Annotated in this window: 20 protein-coding genes and 1 tRNA gene; 13 read left to right on the top strand and 8 right to left on the bottom strand. The window is 43.2% G+C overall.

Annotated elements, in window-relative coordinates; all coding sequences use genetic code 11:
* The first annotated feature begins 228 nt into the window (after positions 1-228).
* From MAS10914_RS0128860 to MAS10914_RS0128845, 4 genes are all read left to right on the top strand, one after another.
* On the top strand, positions 229-951 hold the full coding sequence (locus MAS10914_RS0128860) for a response regulator transcription factor (protein WP_017319429.1): 723 nt from the start codon (positions 229-231) through the stop codon (positions 949-951).
* A gap of 181 nt (positions 952-1,132) precedes the next feature.
* A complete protein-coding gene (locus MAS10914_RS0128855) occupies positions 1,133-2,806 on the top strand; it encodes a SpoIIE family protein phosphatase (RefSeq protein WP_017319428.1) in 1,674 nt (557 codons plus the stop codon).
* A 3-nt stretch (positions 2,807-2,809) separates the two neighbouring features.
* Positions 2,810-3,241, top strand: a complete 432-nt coding sequence (locus MAS10914_RS0128850; protein WP_017319427.1) for an ATP-binding protein — start codon at positions 2,810-2,812, stop codon at positions 3,239-3,241.
* A 571-nt stretch (positions 3,242-3,812) separates the two neighbouring features.
* Positions 3,813-4,253, top strand: a complete 441-nt coding sequence (locus tag MAS10914_RS0128845) for a hypothetical protein (RefSeq protein ID WP_017319426.1) — start codon at positions 3,813-3,815, stop codon at positions 4,251-4,253.
* A gap of 70 nt (positions 4,254-4,323) precedes the next feature.
* On the opposite strand, the gene MAS10914_RS0128840 is transcribed toward MAS10914_RS0128845, so the two are convergent.
* Both MAS10914_RS0128840 and MAS10914_RS0128835 read right to left on the bottom strand, forming a co-directional pair.
* On the bottom strand, positions 4,324-4,746 hold the full coding sequence (locus tag MAS10914_RS0128840) for a nuclear transport factor 2 family protein (protein ID WP_017319425.1): 423 nt from the start codon (positions 4,744-4,746) through the stop codon (positions 4,324-4,326).
* 205 nt (positions 4,747-4,951) lie between these two features.
* On the bottom strand, positions 4,952-5,476 hold the full coding sequence (locus tag MAS10914_RS0128835; RefSeq protein ID WP_017319424.1) for an orange carotenoid protein N-terminal domain-containing protein: 525 nt from the start codon (positions 5,474-5,476) through the stop codon (positions 4,952-4,954).
* Positions 5,477-5,685: 209 nt separating this feature from the next.
* On the opposite strand from MAS10914_RS0128835, the gene queG reads away from it, so the two are divergent.
* Entirely contained in the window at positions 5,686-6,642 is a 957-nt protein-coding gene (queG, locus tag MAS10914_RS0128830) for a tRNA epoxyqueuosine(34) reductase QueG (RefSeq protein WP_017319423.1), read from the top strand.
* The gene (locus tag MAS10914_RS0128825; RefSeq protein ID WP_017319422.1) at positions 6,639-7,286 is read left to right on the top strand and encodes an HAD-IA family hydrolase; all 648 of its coding nucleotides are present in this window, start codon (positions 6,639-6,641) and stop codon (positions 7,284-7,286) included. Before queG ends, MAS10914_RS0128825 begins: the two co-directional genes overlap by 4 nt.
* Positions 7,287-7,507: 221 nt before the next feature.
* Here MAS10914_RS0128825 and gcvP read toward each other — a convergent pair whose 3' ends face one another.
* From gcvP to gcvT, 3 genes are all read right to left on the bottom strand, one after another.
* A complete protein-coding gene (gene gcvP / locus MAS10914_RS0128820) occupies positions 7,508-10,453 on the bottom strand; it encodes an aminomethyl-transferring glycine dehydrogenase (protein ID WP_017319421.1) in 2,946 nt (981 codons plus the stop codon).
* A 159-nt stretch (positions 10,454-10,612) separates the two neighbouring features.
* Positions 10,613-11,002, bottom strand: a complete 390-nt coding sequence (gcvH, locus tag MAS10914_RS0128815) for a glycine cleavage system protein GcvH (protein ID WP_198015063.1) — start codon at positions 11,000-11,002, stop codon at positions 10,613-10,615.
* A gap of 189 nt (positions 11,003-11,191) precedes the next feature.
* Positions 11,192-12,328 (bottom strand): glycine cleavage system aminomethyltransferase GcvT, encoded by a 1,137-nt coding sequence (gene gcvT / locus MAS10914_RS0128810; protein WP_017319419.1) that lies wholly within the window; start codon positions 12,326-12,328, stop codon positions 11,192-11,194.
* 304 nt (positions 12,329-12,632) lie between these two features.
* On the opposite strand from gcvT, the gene MAS10914_RS0128805 reads away from it, so the two are divergent.
* Positions 12,633-13,127: a pentapeptide repeat-containing protein gene (locus MAS10914_RS0128805; RefSeq protein ID WP_017319418.1), complete on the top strand. Its 495-nt coding sequence runs from the start codon at positions 12,633-12,635 to the stop codon at positions 13,125-13,127.
* 129 nt (positions 13,128-13,256) lie between these two features.
* Here the strand turns inward: MAS10914_RS0128805 and MAS10914_RS0128800 are convergent, their stop codons facing one another.
* Positions 13,257-15,893: an EAL domain-containing protein gene (locus tag MAS10914_RS0128800; RefSeq protein WP_017319417.1), complete on the bottom strand. Its 2,637-nt coding sequence runs from the start codon at positions 15,891-15,893 to the stop codon at positions 13,257-13,259.
* 538 nt (positions 15,894-16,431) lie between these two features.
* Between MAS10914_RS0128800 and MAS10914_RS0128795 the strand changes: the two genes are divergently transcribed.
* The 3 genes from MAS10914_RS0128795 (at position 16,432) to MAS10914_RS0128785 (ending at position 18,172) form a co-directional block, all read left to right on the top strand.
* Positions 16,432-17,349 (top strand): class I SAM-dependent methyltransferase, encoded by a 918-nt coding sequence (locus tag MAS10914_RS0128795; protein ID WP_017319416.1) that lies wholly within the window; start codon positions 16,432-16,434, stop codon positions 17,347-17,349.
* A complete protein-coding gene (locus MAS10914_RS0128790) occupies positions 17,346-18,071 on the top strand; it encodes an HAD family hydrolase (RefSeq protein WP_017319415.1) in 726 nt (241 codons plus the stop codon). The genes MAS10914_RS0128795 and MAS10914_RS0128790 overlap by 4 nt, the downstream gene beginning before the upstream one ends.
* Positions 18,072-18,099: 28 nt before the next feature.
* A tRNA-Ala gene (locus MAS10914_RS0128785) sits at positions 18,100-18,172 on the top strand.
* Between the two features lie 158 nt (positions 18,173-18,330).
* Here MAS10914_RS0128785 and MAS10914_RS0128780 read toward each other — a convergent pair.
* Complete coding sequence (locus MAS10914_RS0128780) at positions 18,331-18,504, bottom strand: hypothetical protein (RefSeq protein WP_156818261.1); 174 nt, start codon at positions 18,502-18,504, stop codon at positions 18,331-18,333.
* Positions 18,505-18,602: 98 nt separating this feature from the next.
* Here MAS10914_RS0128780 and MAS10914_RS0128775 point away from each other — a divergent pair, with 98 nt between their 5' ends.
* From MAS10914_RS0128775 to MAS10914_RS0128765, 3 genes are all read left to right on the top strand, one after another.
* A complete protein-coding gene (locus tag MAS10914_RS0128775; protein ID WP_017319413.1) occupies positions 18,603-19,736 on the top strand; it encodes a DUF262 domain-containing protein in 1,134 nt (377 codons plus the stop codon).
* On the top strand, positions 19,733-20,383 hold the full coding sequence (locus MAS10914_RS0128770; protein WP_017319412.1) for an MAE_28990/MAE_18760 family HEPN-like nuclease: 651 nt from the start codon (positions 19,733-19,735) through the stop codon (positions 20,381-20,383). Before MAS10914_RS0128775 ends, MAS10914_RS0128770 begins: the two co-directional genes overlap by 4 nt.
* A 173-nt stretch (positions 20,384-20,556) precedes the next feature.
* On the top strand, positions 20,557-20,823 hold the full coding sequence (locus MAS10914_RS0128765; protein WP_017319411.1) for an AbrB/MazE/SpoVT family DNA-binding domain-containing protein: 267 nt from the start codon (positions 20,557-20,559) through the stop codon (positions 20,821-20,823).
* Here the strand turns inward: MAS10914_RS0128765 and MAS10914_RS0128760 are convergent.
* Positions 20,820-22,091: a glycosyltransferase gene (locus MAS10914_RS0128760; RefSeq protein ID WP_026082890.1), complete on the bottom strand. Its 1,272-nt coding sequence runs from the start codon at positions 22,089-22,091 to the stop codon at positions 20,820-20,822. The genes MAS10914_RS0128765 and MAS10914_RS0128760 overlap by 4 nt on opposite strands.
* Between the last annotated feature and the right edge of the window lie 407 nt (positions 22,092-22,498).

Raw genomic sequence — 22,498 nt, 5'->3', positions numbered from 1 at the left:
TCAAGGAGAATCAGTAACTTCAGTACTATTTAACCTGACATATCAGCCGTGGGGGTTCGGTGGAGCTAATATCTCGGTGAATGCCTGCGGTACGAGAGCAATGCTTTTGTGTGCTAGTCTAACTCAAAAAGCTCTCTTCTTTCCCACAGACACCTTTAAACTGCATCTCCTGAAACTTTTTAGTAAACTCAATTCTACAGCTTTTGAGTGTAAGGGCGGTAATAGACCATGGCTAAAATTCGTGTGGCTTTGATTGAAGATCATGACCTCACCCGTGTGGGTATTCGGACAGCGCTCCTGCAAAAGGAAGAAATCGAAGTTGTAGGGGAAGCGACGAATGCAGTAGAAGGTCTGAGAATGTTAAAAACACTACAACCAGATATTGCGATTGTAGATATCGGTTTACCAGATAAGGATGGAATTGAGCTAACACGGGAGGTGAAATCTACAACTCATGGGGAAGATTTAACTACCAAAGTATTGATTTTGACGCTACGCGATAACAAAGAAGCAGTGCTAGCAGCTTTTGCAGCAGGGGCTGACTCTTATTGTATGAAGGATATCAGGTTCGATAATTTACTTGAAGCTGTACGAGTGACTTACAACGGTAACGCTTGGATCGATCCGGCGATCGCCCGAATTGTATTGCAACAAGCACAACAAAATCCACATAAGCCTGAAATCACACCCCAAGATAATAAGACTGTTGACACTCATTTAGAGTCCCCTGAGAATCAGGAGGATATGATAGATCCTTACACCTTAACAGAAAGAGAATTAGAAGTCTTGCAATTGATTGTAGAAGGTTGTAGTAATGCGGTCATTGCGGAAAGACTTTACATTACAGTTGGAACTGTAAAAACACACGTCCGAAACATTTTGAATAAGCTATGCGCCGATGACCGCACACAAGCAGCAGTCCGGGCTTTGCGTTCTGGGCTTGTGGGATAGGGTTGATTTTGGGGTGTGGCAAACTTTGAGGAGACTATATTGTAATTTACATAAAACTTTGAGAAATTATGCGTTCAAAGCCAATGAGTTCGATTTACTTTTGTTTTTCTAATTGTGCTTTAATTATTACGTGGAAGCCACACCACACGATCTCGTCATCAAAATATCTGGAAAGTCAAGTATGACTGAGACAGAGGCAGGCAAATTCAAGCTCATGGTAGTAGATGATGAGCCTGATAACCTAGATTTACTCTACCGCACTTTTAGGCGAGATTTTCAGGTATACAGAGCAAGAGATGCCCTGACTGCCCTAGATATCTTGGACAAAGAAGGCGAGATGGCTGTCATTATCTCTGACCAAAGAATGCCAGAGATGAATGGCACAGAATTTCTCGGTCGAACTGTGGAGCGCTTTCCTGATACAATTCGGGTTTTACTGACTGGTTTTACTGATGTTGAAGATTTGGTAGAGGCGATCAACTCTGGTCAGGTGTTTAAGTACATCACCAAACCTTGGAAACCAGATCAACTCAAGGCAGTTGTTGAGCAAGCAGTTGACATATACCGAGTCGTCAAACAACGCACACAAAAACTAACTCGTGCTTGGCGGCGAGAATCTCTGTTTAATGCAGTCACAACAGCGATTCGAGAGTCTTTGGATTACCATAGTATGCTACAAAAAATTGTAGCAACAATAGGACAGACTTTTGAAGCACATTATTGCCTGCTCAGACCAGTGGAGGGCGATCTCCTAACAGTAGATCAGTTCTGCTACCAAGATCCGAAATCAAGCGCAGCAAGTTATCATTTCGACCCAAATCCTTTGATTAAGAAGGTTCTCGAAACACGTCAATATCAAGTTGCTCAGTATACACATGATAACAAAGCCTGTCAGCAACTGGTTATGCCACTTATGTATCAGCAAAACCTGCTTGCTGTTCTTGCCCTCAATCAGTATCACCACGCTCGCTCTTGGCAAGAAGAAGATATCCAGCTCATTGCAGGTGTTTCTGAACAAGCAGCCTTAGCCCTCTCCCAGGCAAAACTCTATCAACGTCTACAAGAAAAGCAAGAGCAGACCCGTGTCGAGTTGGAAGTGGCTCGTCAAATTCAAAACAACCTGCTGCGCCAAACCATGCCTAAGATTGCGGGTGTGAGAGTGCAAGCTTGCTGCTACCCTGCGCGTGAAGTGGGAGGGGATTTTTTTGAAGTGTTTGCCCATCCCAACGGAGACTTGTGGGTAGCAGTGGGAGACGTGTCTGGCAAGGGTGTCCCAGCTGCTTTGTTCATGGCTAGTGCCATTTCGGTATTGCGCCGAGAGTTGTCTCAAGAATCGTCACCAATACCAAATGTGGTGATGCAAAATCTCAACCATGCTCTAAGCGATGATTTGATCAGCAATAATTACTTTATCACCCTCTTCTTAGCTCGTTATACTCCTACTACCAGGGAATTCGTCTATGCTAATGCAGGTCATATCTATCCCCTGCTTTGGTCACGTCAAGAAACTGTGGAAACAAACCCTAAGTATCTTGAGGAACGCAGCGTTCCCCTAGGTATCTTGCCTATATGGGAGGCAAAGTCTAGTCATTTGGTTCTTGCTCCTGGAGATATCCTACTGCTAGCTAGTGATGGTATTACTGAGGCAAAAGTTTTCATAAATACGAATCCATCAGTAAAAGCCGTGGATGGCACTCAACCAGTCAGCCGTTCTATGCTGAATCAAGAGGGTCTTTGGCAACTCCTCAAGATGGAAGCCCAACCACTTCATCTTAACCATTTACTAGCGCGTATCCAAGCAGACAACCAAGTTCAAGAAGATGACCAAACTATACTTTCGCTGGAGGTTTTATAACTTATGAAAAGTGAGCTTCATGTCCCAAGCGACTTAAAATTTCTGACCATTGTCGAAAACTGGTTGCTAAGTTGCTTAGAAGTCCAGTTCAACGATTCAGTTGATTGGTCCAAGCAATCAAGCCGCTTACGGCTGGCTTTGGTGGAAGCCTACTCTAACGTAGTGCGTCACGCTCACAAGGATCAGCCCTATTTGCCAGTTCTAATTCGTTTGGAACTAAGAGACCAAGATATTGCTTTGGAAGTTTGGGATCACGGTCAAGGCTTCGATTTATCCAACTATTTGCCTCCAAGTCCTACAGACAGACAAGAAGGTGGTTATGGTTGGCTCATTATGCATCGTCTCATGGATAAGGTGGAGTACCAGTTGCAGGTCAATGGTGGTAACTGTCTCAAGTTAGTGGTTTCTTTGCCAGAAGTAGCCCAATCTGCATAACTTAATACCTGCTCTAGCTTTTTTATGAAAGACAAGCGTGCCGACTACTCACACGCAAGCAATTAACATACCTGATACTTTTTCGGGCATTAGGTCATTTAAAATTTAAAATTAAATAACTCGTTACTAGCAAACAGCTTACCTACTGACAGTATACATAAGTTAAGAGTTGACTGAAATTCCACCTCAACTGTCAATGGTTCGGCGTGTTTTTCATGCCACTTGCCATAGCGGGTTCTGACACCTTTTAGAAAAAGGGTTTGAATAAAAACTTAGTAATTCTATCTAGAGTCAGTAGATTTTTTAGCGTAAATAAAAATTTTAAGAAACATTAATAAAATTAATAAGTTTTGCTACGTTTATTTGATTTACAGCGTCTAAATCCTTAAATCTTTAAACAGAAGCAGTAATCTAGCAAAAAAACTCAGAACTCAGGTGTCAAAAATTAGTAGAAATTCTGTACGACTGAGTGACTAGTCCACGGATAAACTAAGCCAATTTACTCGTGGTAAGCATCTAAATTCTGAGTTCTTTTTAGTAAATACTTATAACCAAAGTCATGATTCCGCCTATGGAAGCCTCGATTTGTTTGTCACCACGCTATCGCCTCGATGATGAATTACCTTGGCTCGAGGGAATTGACCCTAGTCGTCATTACTGGATTGCGGTGAATGGAGACAAAAATCTCACGGTAGCGATTCCTGGATTAACGGTTTCCTCTATAAGTGAGTTGAAGCAGACTATCCGCAAGTTTCGGTCGCTGCAACCTGGAGAACAAATGATTTTGGCTAGAGTAGCCAGTACTTGCACAATTCAGTGTGTCAGCCCCAACTGTTATGCAGTTGAAGCTCAAATCAATGGATTTCCCGTCTGGCATCTGTTCGATCAAGAAACTTTAGAGAGTCTATTAAGGACGGCACACCCAGATTGGCAATGCGCTCCTAAAGATATCGAGCTAGGACGAAAATTGTTAATGCGCTCCTTCCAACAAGCAGCAGTTACTAAGAGCTAAAAAAGACGCAAAGATAATGAGATACAGTGACGCAAAGAAAAAATGTCACCGTATCTCCGTGTCAGTCTTTTCACCGCCGCAAATTGAGTAACTCCTGGGGAGAGGCTAAAAGTTTTATTCTTGTATAAAGAATTTCGCTTTGTTGGTTGAGGATAAATGTCCACAGGACATTGACACCACACCAAGAAGTTTGTGCTTTGCCTGTCACCTGAAATTGGGTTTGCTCTTCATCTAATTTCTCTGCAATAGCTTCACGGGGGTAGGCTTTCACGTCTTTGGCTTCTTGTTGCAGATAATGAGCGATGGCATCTCGCCCAACAAAACCAGATTCAAATGGGGGATGCATGACACCATCTTCTGCAAACAAAGCAGCAGTTTCCTCAAATGTTCCTGCATTTAAACTTTTGAAGTAACGCAGTAGAGTCGGTTCTGTAATTCCCTCTATCTGGAGTGTTTCATCTACTGTTGTGGGTGTAAATTCAGCAGCTGCCATAGATTTACCTGTATCACGCTAGCTCTCCATCCATTGAATACAAAAGCAAGCGCCCTCGAAAGCTGCTTTCGAGGTATATTTCCTCAGTCAGTACAAATCATCCTGATGATGGAGATAACTCAAGATTTTGAAAGAAAGTTCCCAGACAAAACAGCCTAGGAACGAGAAAGGGAATATGGAAGGTTAGGAGGATCTGGCAGGGATATTAGTCAGCTAGTGGGTCAACGCCCATGTCTGCTACGATTTTACGGAAAACTGTAATTTGTTGACCAAAATCGAGTTGCTTGAGCTGTTCCAATACCTTGACACCATCACGAGAGAGTTGATAGCCGTTTGGCATAGGAACGACGAAGCCTTGAACCATTAATTCTGATAGTTCGTACCAAAAAGCCAATTTGGTATTGTTGCTCAGAATGCCGTAGGAGCGACAAACCTGGGTATTTCTTTTAGCAGCCAGGTCACGCATTACCTGTAACTGCTCATCATGATGAGACATTTGCTTAATTTGATTCAACAAACCTTCGGCTAACTGTAAACGCGCTACACCTGTGGCTGCTGGTGTGATAGAATTGCTCATCTCTGTGTAAGCATACCAAAGCACTGCCAACTGGTCATCTACGCTTAGGCTCTGGAAAACAACCACGGCTGAGGTAACAGCATCACTAGGTTGGGTGCTGTAATTGAAAGCATAAGGGTAACGGCTTTGTGCTGAATCAGTAGTAAAAGTCATGATTGCACCTCAGTCGATTAATAAGTACGCTGTGAATCAGTGGGAGGCTTGTATCTTTTTGTGTTGCCTCATCATTTACATGATGCATTGCTTCTTTACAAAATGCAAATAAAATTTACAAATAAGAACTGTAGGAAAAAGAAATAGGTGTATTGACTCGATGGTGTAGAATATAGGAGCCAGAGATTGGGCAAATTGAAATAAGATAAATGAATCGATCCCCGGGAACAAACAGCACTGAGGTAAAAAAGAAGGCTCTAGAGTTGGGATTCCACAAGGTTGGGATTGCTGCGGTAGACGGGGAAGATGCCACACAGACGCAAAGATTGCAAGCTTGGCTGGCATTGGGTTATCACGCTGATATGGAATGGATGGCAAATCCTAAGCGCCAAGATATTCGCTCTTGTATGCCAGAGGTGCAAACTATAATTAGTGTCGCTCTTAACTACTACACACCTCATCAACGTCCCGAAACAGAAGAACACGCCAAAATTTCTCGGTATGCTTGGGGACGCGATTATCACAAAGTCATGCACAAAAAACTCAAAGCACTGACAATTTGGCTGCAAGGACTTGATGAAGGCATTCAAGCACGATATTATGCAGACACTGGTCCAGTGCAAGATAAAGTATGGGCGCAAAGAGCTGGAATTGGTTGGATTGCCAAGAATGGGAATGTGATAACGCCCGAGTATGGCTCTTGGGTGTTTTTAGGGGAAGTGCTAACGAATTTGGAGTTGGAAAGCGATCGCCCGCATACAGAACACTGTGGTAGTTGTACTCGTTGTATGGAGGCGTGTCCCACAGATGCTATTACCCAACCGTTTGTGGTAGATGCCAATCGCTGCATTGCCTATCATACAATTGAAAATCGGAATGAAGAATTGCCCCAGACAGTGACACCCCATTTACAAGGCTGGGTAGCTGGTTGCGATATCTGTCAAGAAGTTTGTCCTTGGAATCAGCGTTTTGCCAACCAAACAGATGTTGCAGAATTTCAGCCATATTCTGGGAATCTTGACCCTAAATTGCTAGAATTAGCCCAAATCTCAGATCAGGAATGGGATAGACAATTTCCGGCATCGGCGTTGCGGCGGATTAAGCCAGATATGTTACGACGGAATGCCCGTGCTAATCTAAACGCATTCCCCCAGGCGAAAGAATGACCCAGAAAGTAATTATTTTTGATTTTGATGGCACAATTGCTGATACAGTAGATGCTTTGGTAAGTATTGCCAATCGTTTAGCCCAAGAGTTTGGTTATATACAAATCACTCACGAGGAACTTGCCCTCTTGAGAAACTTAAGCTCTAGAGAAATTATTAAGTACTCAGGAATCTCAATTTTGAAAATTCCTTTTTTGGTTAAAAAAGTTAAAGCTGAATTGAAAAGTAAAATTAAAGAATTAAAGCCAATTTCAGGAATTAAAGAAGCGCTAATAGTGCTCAAGAATGAAGGTTACAGATTAGGGATTATAACTTCTAATTCTCAAGACAATGTTACAAATTTTCTCAAAGCCAATGACTTAGATAACTTATTTGATTTTATCTACTCAGGAGTCACGATCTTTGGAAAAACAACGATAATTAACAACGTATTAAAACAAAAACAAATAAAACCTCAAGAAGTTATTTATGTAGGAGATGAAACCCGAGACATAGAAGCATCAAAGAAAGCAAATATTAAGGTGATTGCGGTAACTTGGGGGTTTAATTCACAAGAAGTTCTGGCAAAACAAAATCCAGATTTTTTGATTCATCATCCCTACGACTTGTTGGAAGTGATAAAGGGGTTAAGAAGCTGTTTGTAAACAGTAGTGAATTAGAAGAATTAGAAGAATTACTACTAATGGGGTATTTGTAACGTTTTCATGCCTGTAGAGACGCTTCAAACAGCATCTCTCTACATTAAGCGTCGCACCTAAAAACAATCTTATCTGAACCGTATTGCGCTATAAATGATGGGCAATGCTCTAGCATAAAAGCCTGCGTAGGCAGGCTTTGTTTGTAAGGAGAAGGCGTAATTTTACACTTAATACACATCCATTGGCAGACAAGAGCAAACAAAATTTCTATCGCCGTAGGCATTATCAATCCTACCAACTGCAGGCCAGAATTTATGCTCACGAGTCCAAGGTGCGGGGTATGCGGCTTGTTCCCGAGAATAGGGATGATTCCATTCCCCAACAATCAAGCTTTCTGCTGTATGAGGTGCATTCTTCAAGACGTTATCTTGAGCATCCATCTTACCTGATTCAATTTCAGCGATTTCTTGACGAATCGCAATCATCGCATCACAAAAACGATCTAACTCTTCTTTAGATTCGCTTTCTGTGGGTTCTACCATAATTGTACCCGACACGGGCCAGGAGACAGTGGGCGCATGGAAGCCATAGTCCATCAGGCGCTTGGCAACATCATCAATTTCGATCAGAGCAGATTTTTTGAGAGAACGCAAATCCAAAATGCACTCATGAGCAACTAAACCATTTTTCCCTTTATACAAAACGGGATAGTAAGGTTCAAGTTTCTTGGCGATGTAATTAGCATTGAGAATTGCCACTTTGGTTGCTTCCGTCAAACCATCTGCACCCATCATCGCAATGTACATCCAAGAAATCACAAGGATGCTGGCGCTACCCCAAGGCGCAGCGGAAACTGCACCAATGCGTTGTTCACCGTCCATTTTGACAACAGAGTGTCCTGGGAGAAAAGGCATCAGATGGGAAGCGACGCCAATGGGTCCCATACCAGGACCACCGCCACCGTGGGGGATGCAGAAGGTTTTGTGCAAGTTCAAGTGACAGACATCTGCGCCAATATCCTCAGGACGGCAAAGTCCGACTTGGGCGTTCATATTCGCCCCATCCATGTAAACTTGTCCGCCATGAGCATGGACAACAGCGCAGATTTCTTGAATTTGCTCCTCGAACACACCATGAGTTGAGGGATATGTTACCATTAATGCCGCAAGTTCTTTGCTATGTTTTTGAGCCTTAGCCTTGAGGTCATCTAAGTCAACATTCCCCTCAGAGTCGCAAGCAACAGAAACCACCTTCATCCCACACATCACAGCACTTGCAGGGTTTGTCCCGTGTGCTGACTGGGGAATCAAACAGATGTTGCGGTTTCCTTGAGAACGGCTTTCGTGATAGTTCCTGATGACTAGCAACCCTGTGTATTCACCTTGAGAACCAGCATTCGGTTGCAGCGAAATTCCTGCAAACCCTGTGATTTCAGCTAACCATTCCTCAAGCTGCTGAAACAGAATTTGATATCCTTGGGTTTGCGACTGAGGAGCAAAAGGATGTATCTTACCAAACTCAGCCCACGTTACTGGGATCATTTCAGATGTCGCATTTAGCTTCATTGTGCATGATCCTAAGGGAATCATCGATGTCGTCAGCGATAAGTCCTTGGTTTCCAGCTTATGCAGGTAGCGCAACAACTCAGTTTCTGAGTGATAGCGGTTGAAGATGGGGTGGGTGAGGTAGGTAGTGGTGCGCTTGAGAGGGAGATGGGGAGATGGGGAAGTGGGGAGAGCTAAATCTTCCACACAGAAAGGCAAATCATCTGTACCTGCGAAAATTTCTAGCAGGTCGATTAAGTCTTTTTCTGTAGTGGTTTCGTCTAGGGATATACCTACAGTCCTGGCATTGAAAATGCGTATGTTAATTTTACGTGCTTCACAAGCTTGTAAAATCTCTTCTAAACTGCGTTTTCCTAAATCTATCCGCAGGGTATCAAAGAAATGTTCCGAACCGATGCCGTAACCCAAACGCTTTAATCCTTCCGCCAGGATCATGGTTATCTGATGGATGTTTTCGGCAATTCTTTTAAGTCCAGTAGAACCGTGGTAGACAGCATACATACTCGCCATCACTGCCAGCAACACCTGTGCTGTACAAATATTGCTAGTCGCTTTTTCGCGACGAATATGTTGTTCCCGGGTTTGTAAGGCAAGACGCAACGCAGGTTTAGCCTGAGCATCTTTTGACACACCAACAATTCGCCCTGGAACTTGCCGCTTATACTCTTGTTTAGTGGCAAAGTATGCAGCGTGAGGTCCACCGTAGCCCAAGGGGATACCAAAACGCTGAGTGCTTCCCACGGCAATATCAGCGCCAAATTCACCTGGGGGTGTCAGCAAAGTTAGGCTTAAGGGGTCTGCTGCTACCGTTACCAATGCTCCCTCAGCATGTGCCTTTTCTACAAAAGCGCGGTAGTTGTAAATTGTGCCATCACTGGCGGGGTATTGCAGAATTGCTCCAAAAATCGGTTCAGAAAAATCAAAGGTTTGATGGTCGCCGACAATGATATCGATCCCCAAAGCTTGAGCACGTGTTTGTAACACGTCTATGGTTTGGGGATGACAATCACGAGAAACAAAATAGGTATTTGCTTTATTTTTACAAAAACCATAACTCATGCTCATCGCTTCTGCTGCTGCTGTGGCTTCATCTAGCAATGAAGCATTGGCAATTTCCAAACCGGTCAAGTCGATAATCATGGTTTGGAAATTCAACAGCGCTTCTAGTCGTCCTTGGGCAATTTCTGGTTGATAGGGAGTGTAGGCGGTATACCAACCAGGGTTTTCCAGGATATTGCGCCCAATTACGGGTGGGGTGATACAGTCGTAGTAACCCATGCCAATAAACGAGCGGAAAACTTGATTTTTTGAGGCTATTTCCTTTAACTGAGTCAGTGCGGCGTATTCACTTTGTGCCTTTGGCAACTTTAAGGGACGAGATAACCGAATTGCATGCGGTACTGCTTGGTTAATAAGTTCATCAAGAGGCGAAAAACGGTGAGATGATTCTTCCGTATTATTGCCGTTGGTATAGCCTAATACCTCAAGCATTTGCTGGGCGTCATTGGGTGATGGTCCAATGTGCCGTTCTTGAAAAGAACTGATTTGACTGCTTTCCTCCAGCATCTGCTGATGGTTTGATTTGGGATGAGAGGCGTACAATACCACAAATTGTTCTCCAGACGCGACTACTTCATATTTTGCAACAAGTATATTTGACGCGTCGGGTATGTGTGATTAATTTATCTAAATTTCTTGATATTTTTCCGGACGGTTTCGCCCATGGGGAAAGGAGTAGTAGAGACGCGCCATGGCGCGTCTCTACTACTACCCTTCTACCTGGGAACTATACTCATTTGCAGTCAAAGCATCATCAATTTCACTAGGGTCGTTGACGCGTAATTTCAGCAACCACCCCTCCCCGTAAGGGTCTTCTGCCAACTGTTCGGGTGATTCTATCAAGATTTCATTGCGTTCTATAACTGTACCAGTCATTGGGGAGTTAAGGTCTTCCACAGCTTTCACTGATTCAATTGTGCCAAAGCTTTCTTCCTTCATGAGAGCATCGCCGATTTCTGGGAGTTCCAAAAACACAATGTCACCCAATTGATCTACGGCAAAGGCGGTAATGCCAATGGTGGCAATTTCGCCCTCAAGACGCACGTATTCATGAGTATCCAAGTATCTCAAATCTTCGGGATATTCAAACATACATATCACTTCCTCTTCCACATCAAAAAATTACCACCCCAATAGCGATTAATACCATATTTGTTCATAAGTTTTGAGTTCCAAGCTATGAGTGCTGAGTCATTTACACTTGGCAATCAGCACTGTTGAGTGAATTAACAATACTGGAGATTTCGTCACTAACAACACATTATTCCTCAAAAACATGAACGGTTATCAGTGAGTGACACGATTTTTTGACCGATAAAACGGACGTTTTACCACAACCGCTGGGTAAGCTTTACCACGAATTTCCACTTCTAGCTGCTGACTAACAGTTGCTAGCTCGGTGGGAACGTAGGCTAAGGCAATGGGATAACCAAGCGTTGGTGATAGTGTACCACTGGTTACTTCACCAACGACTACACCTTGTGATAGTACTTGGTAGGCGTGACGGGCAATATTGCGTCCTTGCATTTGCAAACCTACCAGTCGGCGTTGAACTCCACCGGCTTTTTGCCTTTCTAGGACTGACCGACCAATAAAGTCTCCTTTGGTGTCAAGATGAACGAGCCAACCTAAACCAGCTTCCATTGGGGTCGTCGTGTCGTCGATATCTTGCCCGTAAAGTGCCATTGCTGCCTCTAGTCTTAGGGTGTCTCTCGCACCGAGTCCGCAGGGAATAACACCAGCATTGAGCAGACTTTGCCATAATTCTATCCCTACATCTGGATCTACCATCACCTCAAAGCCATCTTCCCCAGTGTAACCTGTGCGGGCAACGAATGCTGGTTTACCTAGTATTGTCGTCTCCAAGTGTCCAAATGCTTTGACTGGAGTTAAGTCTTCTGGCACAAAGGACTGAAGGATGCTACTTGCTTTTGGTCCTTGCACGGCAATTAAGACTTTTTCTGGTGAAAGGTCTTGGAATTTCACCTCATTCTGGTCAAGGTGTTGCAACAGCCATGCTTTATCCTTGTAAGTGGTAGCAGCATTGACAATTATCACTCCCCGTTGTTCACCAGTGCTGTCTTCGCCTTGGTAGTAAAAAATGATGTCATCGATGATGCCAGCTTGGGGGTTTAACAATACGGTGTATTGCGCTGTCCCTTGTTGCAAACGGCTTAAGTCTGAAGGAACTAAATATTGGAGTTGCGAAATCAGGTTTTTCCCTTGAAGGGTAAATTTGCCCATGTGGGAAATATCGAACATTCCTGCTGCATTTCTGACAGCTTCATGTTCCTTGGTAATGCCAACAAACTGTACAGGCATTTCCCAACCGCCAAAACTGGTGAGTCGTGCTTTCAGTTCTTGTGCAAGTTCATATAAAGGCGATCGCGCTAAGGATAGGGCAATTTCTTCTTGATTAGCCACAGGTCTTTTTGTTGTTATCGTTGGTCAACACTGTATAATTATGTCTTTTAAATCTTACGCAAAGACGCGCTTGTTAAACTTTGCTATGAGATATTAGTGGCAGCTTCATACTAGAACCTCAGTCGAGTCCTCACGGTTTTGTGCCAATCTATATTTCAGGTCGTCAGGTCGATGATTCCAAGGTCTGGACGAGTCCTGTGTTTATCACGTTTGAGAATTAAGCACGGATACTTCCTGAGAAAGTCTGTTTCTTAATAGGGTTTAATGTAGTTGTGGCAGTGTTGAGATTTATTAAGTTGGCAATATGAGGTATCGGCAAGTCCTAACTGGGTTGGTCTTAGCTATAGTTCTTTTCTTGTTTCCCCTGTCGGCAGAAGCAGCAAGTTCTTCCAGTATCAGCCGTTCTGCAGGCAATGCACTCAAAGGTCAGGATTTCTCTGGTCAAAGCTTGATTGGCGAAGAGTATAGTAATCTCAATTTGGAGAACGCTAACTTTAGCAATGCAAATTTGCGTGGTGGAGTTTTTAACAGTTCGGTATTGCAGGGAGTCAATCTGCATGGTGTAGATTTTAGTGAGGGCATAGCCTACCTTGTCGTCTTCAAGGACGCTGATTTAAGCGATGCAATTTTTACAAACGCAATGATGTTGCGTTCTACTTTTGATAATGTTGAGATCACAGGTGCTGATTTCAGCAATGCAGTTATAGATCGTCTACAAGTGAAAAAACTTTGTGCTGAGGCAAGTGGGGTAAATTCTAAAACTGGTGTTTCTACAAGTGAGTCTCTAGGGTGTAGTTAGAAAACTTTACCCCCTCTTTGCTAGCAAAGAGGGGGATAAATCAAATAATGAGTCTAGCATAACTAGGCATGAAAAATGACAACTCTTGGAAATTTATCTTTGCTCCAATGGGAGAACTTCAGGCTATAATTATGAGCCTCCATTTAAGAGGACTTCTGTTGCTTTTTGGGCAGAAAGCGGTCGGTAGAACAGGAAACCTTGGACATCCTCGCAGTTGATAGATTGTAAGAACTCCAGTTCTTCTTCCTTCTCTACCCCTTCAGCAGTGAGTCTCAACCCTAAGCTGGTTCCTAAAGCAACGATCGCCTTGACAATGTGAGCGACTTTGACATCTGTTGTCAAATTTTGGATGAACGACCTATCAATTTTCAAATTATGAAGTGGTAATAGTTGCAAGCGTGAGAGGGAAGAATGACCCGTACCAAAGTCATCAATGGAGAGGTGAACGCCCATATTCTCCAGCTTTTGCAGCACTGTTTTGGTAAAATCTAAGTCTTCGATAGCAGTCGTTTCAGTCACTTCTAACTCTAAAAAGTGCGGCTCTAGCCCCGTCTGGTTTAAAATCATTGCTACCGTCTCCACCAGGTTGGGTTGGCGGAACTGCTTGGGAGAGAGATTGACAGCCATTGTCAGCTGAGGCAATCCCGCCTCCTGCCAGGCTTTATTCTGTTCGCAGGCTGTCCGCAGAACCCACTCGCCGATGGGGATAATTAATCCACTTTCCTCAGCAAGGGGAATAAAAACATTGGGAGCGACCAATCCCATCTCAGGGTGCTGCCAACGCAACAGAGCCTCCATACCAGTAATACTTCGCGTTGCAATGTTAACCCGAGGTTGGTAGTACAAGACTAATTCTTCCCGTTCCAATGCATGGCGTAAGCTCTTCTCTATCGTCAGGAGATTGGGAGTTTTGGCACCAAGGGAAGCAGTGTAGAATTGATAGTTATTCCTGCCCGCATCTTTGGCTTGATACAGAGCAGCATCTGCATGCTTGATCAGAGTTTCGGCATCAGGACTGTCTTCATTAAACAAAGCAATGCCAAGGCTAGCACTGACATAAAGTTCGTGTCCTTCAAGATAGAAAGCACTCTCAAATGCTTGCAGGATTCTCCGGGCTACATGAACGACTTCTTCAACTTGATGAATGCGAGGTAGTAGGATAGTGAATTCATCACCTCCCCAACGGGCAACAGTGTCCCCTGCTCTGAGGGCATCTCTCAATCTTGTTGCAACGCTTTTTAACAAATGGTCTCCCAACGTGTGCCCGAGAGTGTCATTAATGGTTTTGAAGCGGTCCAAGTCGAGGAAGATCACGGCTAAACTTTCCCTACTCCGATCTGCATTGGGTAGAGCATTGGAAAGTAGCTCGCCAAATAGCAGGCGATTGGGCAATTCAGTGAGCAGGTCATGCAGCGCCTGGTAGCGAATCTTCTCCTCCACCTGCTGACGTTGTTTAGCACCACTAATACTGGCTGCCATTGTTAACAGAGTTGATTCTTCGTGCCTTGACCATTGACGCTGTGAGGAGCAGTCAGCCAAGCCAAGGTACCCCCAGAATTTCTCATCGAGCCGCAGGGGGACTAAAAGGAGAGACTGAATGCCGCATTGGGTAAGAAGTTCTCGTTCAGCAGTGGGAAATTCTTGGGTAAGTCCGCTGATGGAGTTTCCACTCTCAAGAGATGTGTTCCAGCGAGCGAGTCCGCAAGCCTGATCTGGCTGGTTTTGCCAGTGGTGAAGGGAAGGTTCATGGTTGGAACACGTCCATTCACACCTCAGGCTCAAAGCCATCTTACCTGTTACAGGATGAGGACGGCTCTCGCAGAGGTAAACACGATCCGCTTTGGCAGCTTCGCCTAACACAGCGAGGGCTTTGTCAATAGCTGTTTGGTAGTTCAATTCTGCCAGTAAATAATTCGTGGCTTCAGCAACTGCTTGCAGCAAGCGATCGCGTTGGCGGAGTTCTGCTTCAGCTTGCTTTTGTTCTGTAATCTCTCTAGTAATGAAAGTCCTGATTAAATCACTTTCAGCAAGGTAGTGAATGGATTGTTCAAAAACTTCTTTGCCAACTTCTACTTCCCGAACAAAAGAACTTTCCTTGTCATTCTGAACTGCGGTGAGGAGTCCTGCCAATATGGGGTGCTGCTGACCACTTTCCCTAAGATTGGGAAATTTGAAAGCAGCAGCGGGATTGAGATAAGTTACGCTTCCCTCCAAATCCATCTCAATTATCGGGTTGGGAATGAGTTCAGGGAATGATGCTAGACGGGCTAAGGCGACTTCACTAGCTCCTTCAAGAGTGGAATCAAGAGGGAAACTTAGGGTTTCAAAAGGATTAGCTGGATTGGCTTGCTCCAATATCAACCTAGATATATCCTCAGCTGTACAAGATTCAGAAAACGCTTGTTCTAATATGTTAGAAAGGGCATAGTATTTAGCCTGAACTTGATGGTTGCCAAAATCTATAACATCTCCATGTTTCAGGTCAGCAGAGAAGCATTTTGCACCGTTTAGAAACAAGCCATTTGTACTTCTTTTCCCCTTAAAGCTGCCATCAATAATCCGAAAACCATATTGATCAGTCTCTGGAACAGTAACCCGCAATAGAATCGCGTGTTGCCTAGAAACTGACCTAGAACGCAGGACAATAGCGTTCCTCGAATCCCGCCCGAGAGAATAAGTCGCCTCTTGAAGGGGGATAGTTCGCTGCCCTTGGAGGTCTTTTATAACCAAAAGGTGGCGTATTTTTTCCCGCTCATTTGTTGGCATCGCTCTTCCTTAAATTCTCATATCCTCGGGTTTTGGGTTGACAAATATGGCTATAGGTTCTGACCTTGCACACTCATTTCCTTGTTTGTGTAGGGGTCATCCAACTAATCTCCTAGCAATTGACAGTCTGGAACGAGATGCCCAGTTGTTCCTGCAATTGCCCAAAGCACACTACGCTGCACCCAATCGTCCTAGGCGTATTCTCATCTCACCAACTAGATGGGGAAACTTGATCTGTTGGGTCACTTGCCGGAACTCTTTTGCTTTGATAAGTACCAAGAATAAAATCAAACACCTGCTATTACACACGGTACATTTGCGGAATTTCGAAGCTGCGGTGAGAAGAAATTCAGAGAAAACCGAAATATCTCTGACAATAGCGTGGGCATTACCGACTGCTACCTGCTGGGAGTAGCAGTACTGTGTATTACAAAAATAATACAAATTCCCCCAATGTTAACCCTCTCGCCAGATGAGGCGTGCTACTTTTATGAAATATATTAAAATTTGTAAATAAAATCATACTAGCTCAAGTATTATGGCAGTTCGTCAAGATACAATCTGGGAGCGTTTTCTATCCCCTGTAGTACGTCTGTTGATTGATGAAGAAGAGTTGCGGCGATACGCTGACAATATTGATTGGGAAAAGGAAAGCGATCGCTTCCGACGCGCTGATGTGACAATTCCTGCATACTACAGCAGCCAAAACTTTCATGGGATTGAGCGTGGATATCTCAATTCTGGTGCAGCCGTTACCTATGACCCCATAACCCAATACGTTCTCCCGCCTAATGAAACCCTAGTACGTCAGGCTTTAATTGATACTATTAAAGTACAGCCGCGACGTATTCTTGACTTGGGCTGCGGTACAGGTTCCACAACTTTGATGTTAAAGCAGGCTTTCCCCCAAGCGCAAGTCATTGGCTTGGACTTATCGCCCTATATGTTGGTACGGGCTTCCCACAAGGCTGAAAGTGCTGGTTTAGACATTCACTGGCGACATGGGAATGCAGAGAACACAGGTTTGAGTCATGCTTCTTTTGACTTGGTCACAGCTTCTTTGTTATTCCATGAAACACCAACCGCAGTATCTGTGGCAATTTTGCGGGAATGCTTCCGGTTGTTGGTGGTTGGTGGACAAGTGTTGATTTTGGATGGAAATCAAAAAACCTTACGTCAGTTAGATTGGCTGAATAATATTTTTGAGGAGCCGTATATTCGTGAATATGCTGCTGGGAGTGTGGATGCGAGTATGGGTGCAGCGGGATTTGAAGCAGTGCAAACCGAGGATGTGTGGTGGATAAATCAAGTGACGAGTGGGGTAAAGCCAATTCCATCTGAAGATGCTAGTGTGCGAAAAAATGTACGGCGTTACACTGCTGTACAAGTAGACGGCACAATAGATAATGAAGATTTACAGGGCTTTCCATCACCAGCTTTTGACACAATGCCATGAGTTTAAAGGCAGTTTTATTTGATTTTAATGGTGTCATCATTCATGATGAGTCAATCCACGAGCGACTGATAGAGCAACTTTTGATTGAGGAAAATCTCACCCTCAAGCCAGGTGAGTATAAGAAAGTGTGTCTAGGACGAAGCGATCGCCTTTATCTACAAGATTTGCTTGCTAGTCGCGGTCGTGTAGTTAATGATAGAGACTTAACTCAGTTGCTTAATCGCAAAGCACAAGGATATGCTTTGGAACTGGAAAAAATAGAAAAACTGCCTTTGTACCCTGGTTTAGATGATTTGATATTTCAAGTGCGTTCACGCAATCTCAAACTAGCGATAGTCAGTGGTGCTATCCGCAAAGAAATAGAACTAGTACTCCATCGCACTCCTCTGACTGAATACTTTAAAGTTATTGTGGCGGGTGACGACATTAGTACCAGTAAACCAGAACCAGATGGTTATTTGCTAGCTGTAGAACGCCTGAACCAAGAAGATCCTGATTTAAATCTTCAACCACAAGAGTGCCTAGCAATTGAAGATACTCCTGCGGGTATCCAAGCCGCTAAACAAGCGGGTATGCAAGTGGTTGGTGTCGCCAATACTTACCCATTCCATATGCTTCAGCGTCAAGCCAACTGGACAGTAGATTATCTAAGCGACTTGGAACTAGAACGAGTACAGGAAGTTTTTTCACAAAAAGAGTTGCAGAGTACTCCAGAAAAATGATATTGTAAATGTTTGGTTGTATTTAACCGGGGAATTAGCTCAGTTGGTAGAGTGCTGCGATCGCACCGCAGAGGTCACGAGTTCGAATCTCGTATTCTCCATTCACCTCAAATCGATATACAGCAACCGTTTCAATGATTTTTAACAGAGGGGTTTGGGTGCTTCTATTGTCAATAATTATAGCTTGAGATAGGGCAAATCAGGATAAAGATGCGATCGTCAATCAAGGAGTTAAAAGTTGTATTTTGCATCCGTGCAATTACATTAGGTTAATGCAGTCAGTACCTATATTAATACCAAGATTGCGATCGCCAACAATCCCCACGCCATTATTAACTTGATTGCTGATACTGCGAATATTTTCTTGTGCTTCTGTTTTCACCTCATCCCATCCCTCGGTCGGTAAACCTTTCCCTCCCCGTAACAATGCCACCGGGAAATCTTCTGTTAGCACTCAATTAGCGTAAAATATCTAAATATTGCAATTCTGCAAGAATAGTTAACTTAACAACACTTAGGACATTTTAAGCCATGTCTCTACAAGAAGAGATTGACAAAACAAGGCAAGAAATTCGGACAGATGGCTACTCAATGTCTATTGGCGAGTGGATCAGTCTTTATGAGAACAATGAAATCGATATTCACCCAGATTTTCAAAGGTTTTTTCGTTGGTCAGATCATCAAAAATCCACTTTTATCGAATCAATTCTTTTAGGCATACCGATTCCGCCAGTTTTTGTTAGTCAAAGAGATGATGGTATTTGGGATGTTATCGATGGTTTACAGAGACTGTCAACTATATATGAATTTGTGGGTATTTTTAAACCCGATGTTCAAGAACAAGATACATCATCTACTCAAACACAAAATAAACCTTTGTTAGCTTTACAAAAAACTACATATTTACCTTCCTTAGAAGGTAAAAAGTGGGATGATCCAGATGATAAAGATAACTCTTTAACTCAGGCACAGCGTTTATTGATAAAGCGAGCAAAAATCGCAGTTAATATTGTTGAAAAAGAAAGTGATTCAATGATTAAATACGAGCTATTTCAGCGATTAAATACAGGAGGCTCAATTGCGACACCACAAGAAGTCAGAAATTGCATTCTTTTGATGTTGGATAAAGATTTATATAAATTGATGCGTTCACTTGCAGATCGTGAGTCGTTTAAAAGCTGTATTGCTTTGAGCGATAGACTTTATGAAGAACAGTATGATATGGAATTAGTATTGCGTTTTATTCTTCTATTTGATAAAGATGATAACAGTATTCAAACTTTGGGTGGAGATGTGAGCGTTTTTTTAACAGATAGAATGCGTGACATGGCTTTTAAAAAAGATTGGGATGGTAGCCATATAGAGAGAGCATTCGATGTGACATTCAATATTCTTAATGAAGTTATGGGGGATAATAGCTTCAAGCGATATAAATCGGAGAATGATAGATTCCTTGGAGGATTTTTATTATCTGCATATGAGGTAGTAGCACTAGGAATTGGATACAACTATCAAAATCCACCTCCAACAGACCAAATATCTGAGCGTATCAAAAATATTTGGTCAGATCCAACTTATCAAAAATGGTCAGGAGCGGGGGTGAATGCGGCAAGACGTTTACCCTATCTTATTCCGCTTGGTAGAAAGGTATTTTCACCTTTATGAGCATCCGAACTGCTGAACAATTAAGTGATAAGCTGTCTGGTGATCTTGCTTGGCGAAAGAAAGAACTTTCAGAAATCAAATCTTTGGTAGAAGCGAAAAATGTTTCTGAGCAAAGACATAAAGCATTACTTCGGAGTGGAGTATGTATTCTCTATTCCCATTGGGAAGGTTTTGTTAAATTAGCAGCCAACTCTTATCTAGAATATGTTAGGTCAAAAAAGCTTACCTATAAGGAGCTTTCTAGTAATTTTTTAGCTTTGGCGATGAAAGAAAAACTTAAGGAGGCAAAAGAGACAAATAAGCCATCATTGTATATACCTGTTTGTGACTTCTTTCTTTCCGAATTAAATCAAAGATGTATCCTACCTAAAGATGCCATATCTACTGCATTGAATCTCTCTTCTGAAATTTTAAAAGAAATAACTGATATTCTTGGAATAGACTTTTCACTCTACTCTACTAAGTCGGTGTTAATCGATACTAAGCTTTTAAAGACAAGGAACGAAATTGCACACGGTAATTATTCAGTCTTTGATAAGGGTGAATATATAGAGTTACACCTAGAAGTTATAGGAATGCTTGATATATTTCGTAACCAGATAGAAAATGCAGCTATAGAGAAAAAATTTATGCAGATTTCATCTTGATTCAACTTGATAGGAGAACCTGAAAAAAACCAGGATGAAGCAGAATAAAATTACATAAATCTCCTTGTTGTTTTAATTTCCAAATAAAATGCTTGGCAAACATTATTTGATAGCTTAACCCTCTTCTCTGAGGATTTTATGACAACTAGAGAACAACCCAATTCAGAACACACATGGAAATAACAAAAGTAACAAACGAAGGACAAGTAATTATTCCTGAACAATTACGAAAATCTCATGGCTGGGAAGCTGGTCAGGAGTTGGTTGTAATTGATACAGGTGAAGGAATTCTTCTCAAGCCTAAAAAACCTTTTGCAGAAACCACCTTAAATGATGTTGCAGGTTGCTTAAAATATCAAAGCACACCAAAATCCTTAGATGATATGGATGATGCTATCCGTCAAGGTGTAGAGGAATCATGGCTTTGTTGCGATGTTTAAGCCAAAACGGGCTTACCTGTAGATATTGCTTTTTCAACAATATCGGCAGCGCGAGTCACTCCCCCAGCACGGCGAATGGCTGCTTGTAACCTAAGAGCATTCTGCTTGTAAGAGTCTTGTGTAAGCACGCGCTGTATAGCCGCTCCCAGCTTGGGAACACTTAAGCGAGACAGGGGTATAAATTCTCCAGCGCCAGTCCACGCAATACGCGCCGCTACCCCTGGCTGGTCATTCGCAACAGGAATGGCAACCATTGGTACACCGTTACTTAAGGATTCCAATGTGGTATTTAATCCTGCATGGGTAATCGTGAGGGTGGTTTTTTTCAGCAAATCCAGTTGGGGTGCATATTTGACAATCAAAGGCTCTCCAGGCAGCTTGGGCAGTGCTTCTGGTTCAAGTGCGCCTCCCAAAGAAATCACCAACTGAACATCCAACCCCTCACACGCTTGGGCAATATCACGGAAAACAGACTGTAGCCGATTTTGTATAGTTCCCATTGAAGCATAAATCAACGGTTGCCCAGTCAACTTTTCATATGGGAAAGCAACAGGTTCGCGACCATCTAGACTATGAAATGGTCCTGTAAAATGGAAATATTTGGGCAAATGCTGCCTGGGAAATTCCAATTCAGCAGGTTGTTGACTGATCTGAGCGAGTTGAGAATAACCATTATTGGTGAGAGAAAGTGGGGGCAAGTTGCACTCTCGCCGATATTTAGCCATCACCTCCATGATGGATTTGCCAATGCCGTTGACCAACTCGTAACTTACTTTGTTGCGGAGGCGCGCCCACCAGGCTGGATGATAGCGCCAGTTTGTGAAATGAGGAGGAACACTCTCTTCTTGATTAAGTACGACAGCACTGCATATGGTCACGAAGGGAATGCCCAAAAATTCTGCAACAATTGCTCCCTCTGGTGAAACCTGGTCTATTAACAGTGCTTCTACACCTGCTTGTTTGATCACTTTCGGTGCATCCCGAAGGATGACAGCCGCCATCTGCTTGAGCAAACTCATAGTGTATGCTGTTGCTGCGATTCCGCTAAGTTTCCCAAGGTTTGTCAAAGATTGTGCGATCGCCCCAGTGGGAAACTCAGATTCACCAATCGCTTGGAATTCCAATCCTGCTGCTAGTGTCTTGGGTTGAGCATCAACAACCCCGATCAAGGTAACGCGATGACCGCGCTTTTGGAGTTCTTTCCCTAAGGGGAGCATAGTGTTGAGATGACCAGTTGACGCAGGACAAATCAGTCCAAAATGAGTCATGGCTGAGACTTTACATGAGTTCAATAAATTTATGAGACACAGCAGGTACAACCATGCTTTTGTGGCGTCTACAAGTTGCATCTACAAGTTGCACTTTTTAGGTTGTAGAACTCCTGCTGCAAGGCTATTGTGTAAGAAAATTGAACTCACAACAGCTTAACTCAAACTTTTTGACCAAAAAAGAACTCAGAACACAGCATCGGAGCCGGAGACTCCGAAAGCTTTGGTCAGAATATGCCCTCCGTGTGGCTGCGCGTTAACGCAGTTCCGACCTAGGAGGCACAGAAGTAAAACAGGCTTTATATCTGGCTTTAAGACCAAAGTTTTGTACCTCACTCATCTGCAAACCGCTGTAATTCATCCGGATGAGAACCGCTATATGTAGCAGACTTTGTGGAAAACTTTCA

The organism is Mastigocladopsis repens PCC 10914, assembly GCF_000315565.1.
Classification (GTDB): Bacteria; Cyanobacteriota; Cyanobacteriia; order Cyanobacteriales; family Nostocaceae; genus Mastigocladopsis; species Mastigocladopsis repens.
Note: the sequence above shows the minus strand (reverse complement) of the source record. Positions and strands in the feature narration are given on the sequence as shown.

What these genes read in the sequence shown, in the direction of transcription:
- MAS10914_RS0128860 (WP_017319429.1), top strand. Translation starts at nt 229, where the DNA reads ATGGCTAAAATTCGTGTGGCTTTGATTGAAGATCATGACCTCACCCGT.
- MAS10914_RS0128855 (WP_017319428.1), top strand. Translation starts at nt 1,133, where the DNA reads ATGACTGAGACAGAGGCAGGCAAATTCAAGCTCATGGTAGTAGATGAT.
- MAS10914_RS0128850 (WP_017319427.1), top strand. Translation starts at nt 2,810, where the DNA reads ATGAAAAGTGAGCTTCATGTCCCAAGCGACTTAAAATTTCTGACCATT.
- MAS10914_RS0128845 (WP_017319426.1), top strand. Translation starts at nt 3,813, where the DNA reads ATGGAAGCCTCGATTTGTTTGTCACCACGCTATCGCCTCGATGATGAA.
- MAS10914_RS0128840 (WP_017319425.1), bottom strand. Translation starts at nt 4,746, where the DNA reads ATGGCAGCTGCTGAATTTACACCCACAACAGTAGATGAAACACTCCAG.
- MAS10914_RS0128835 (WP_017319424.1), bottom strand. Translation starts at nt 5,476, where the DNA reads ATGACTTTTACTACTGATTCAGCACAAAGCCGTTACCCTTATGCTTTC.
- queG (WP_017319423.1), top strand. Translation starts at nt 5,686, where the DNA reads ATGAATCGATCCCCGGGAACAAACAGCACTGAGGTAAAAAAGAAGGCT.
- MAS10914_RS0128825 (WP_017319422.1), top strand. Translation starts at nt 6,639, where the DNA reads ATGACCCAGAAAGTAATTATTTTTGATTTTGATGGCACAATTGCTGAT.
- MAS10914_RS0128805 (WP_017319418.1), top strand. Translation starts at nt 12,633, where the DNA reads ATGAGGTATCGGCAAGTCCTAACTGGGTTGGTCTTAGCTATAGTTCTT.
- MAS10914_RS0128800 (WP_017319417.1), bottom strand. Translation starts at nt 15,893, where the DNA reads ATGCCAACAAATGAGCGGGAAAAAATACGCCACCTTTTGGTTATAAAA.
- MAS10914_RS0128795 (WP_017319416.1), top strand. Translation starts at nt 16,432, where the DNA reads ATGGCAGTTCGTCAAGATACAATCTGGGAGCGTTTTCTATCCCCTGTA.
- MAS10914_RS0128790 (WP_017319415.1), top strand. Translation starts at nt 17,346, where the DNA reads ATGAGTTTAAAGGCAGTTTTATTTGATTTTAATGGTGTCATCATTCAT.
- MAS10914_RS0128775 (WP_017319413.1), top strand. Translation starts at nt 18,603, where the DNA reads ATGTCTCTACAAGAAGAGATTGACAAAACAAGGCAAGAAATTCGGACA.
- MAS10914_RS0128770 (WP_017319412.1), top strand. Translation starts at nt 19,733, where the DNA reads ATGAGCATCCGAACTGCTGAACAATTAAGTGATAAGCTGTCTGGTGAT.
- MAS10914_RS0128765 (WP_017319411.1), top strand. Translation starts at nt 20,557, where the DNA reads ATGGAAATAACAAAAGTAACAAACGAAGGACAAGTAATTATTCCTGAA.
- MAS10914_RS0128760 (WP_026082890.1), bottom strand. Translation starts at nt 22,091, where the DNA reads ATGACTCATTTTGGACTGATTTGTCCTGCGTCAACTGGTCATCTCAAC.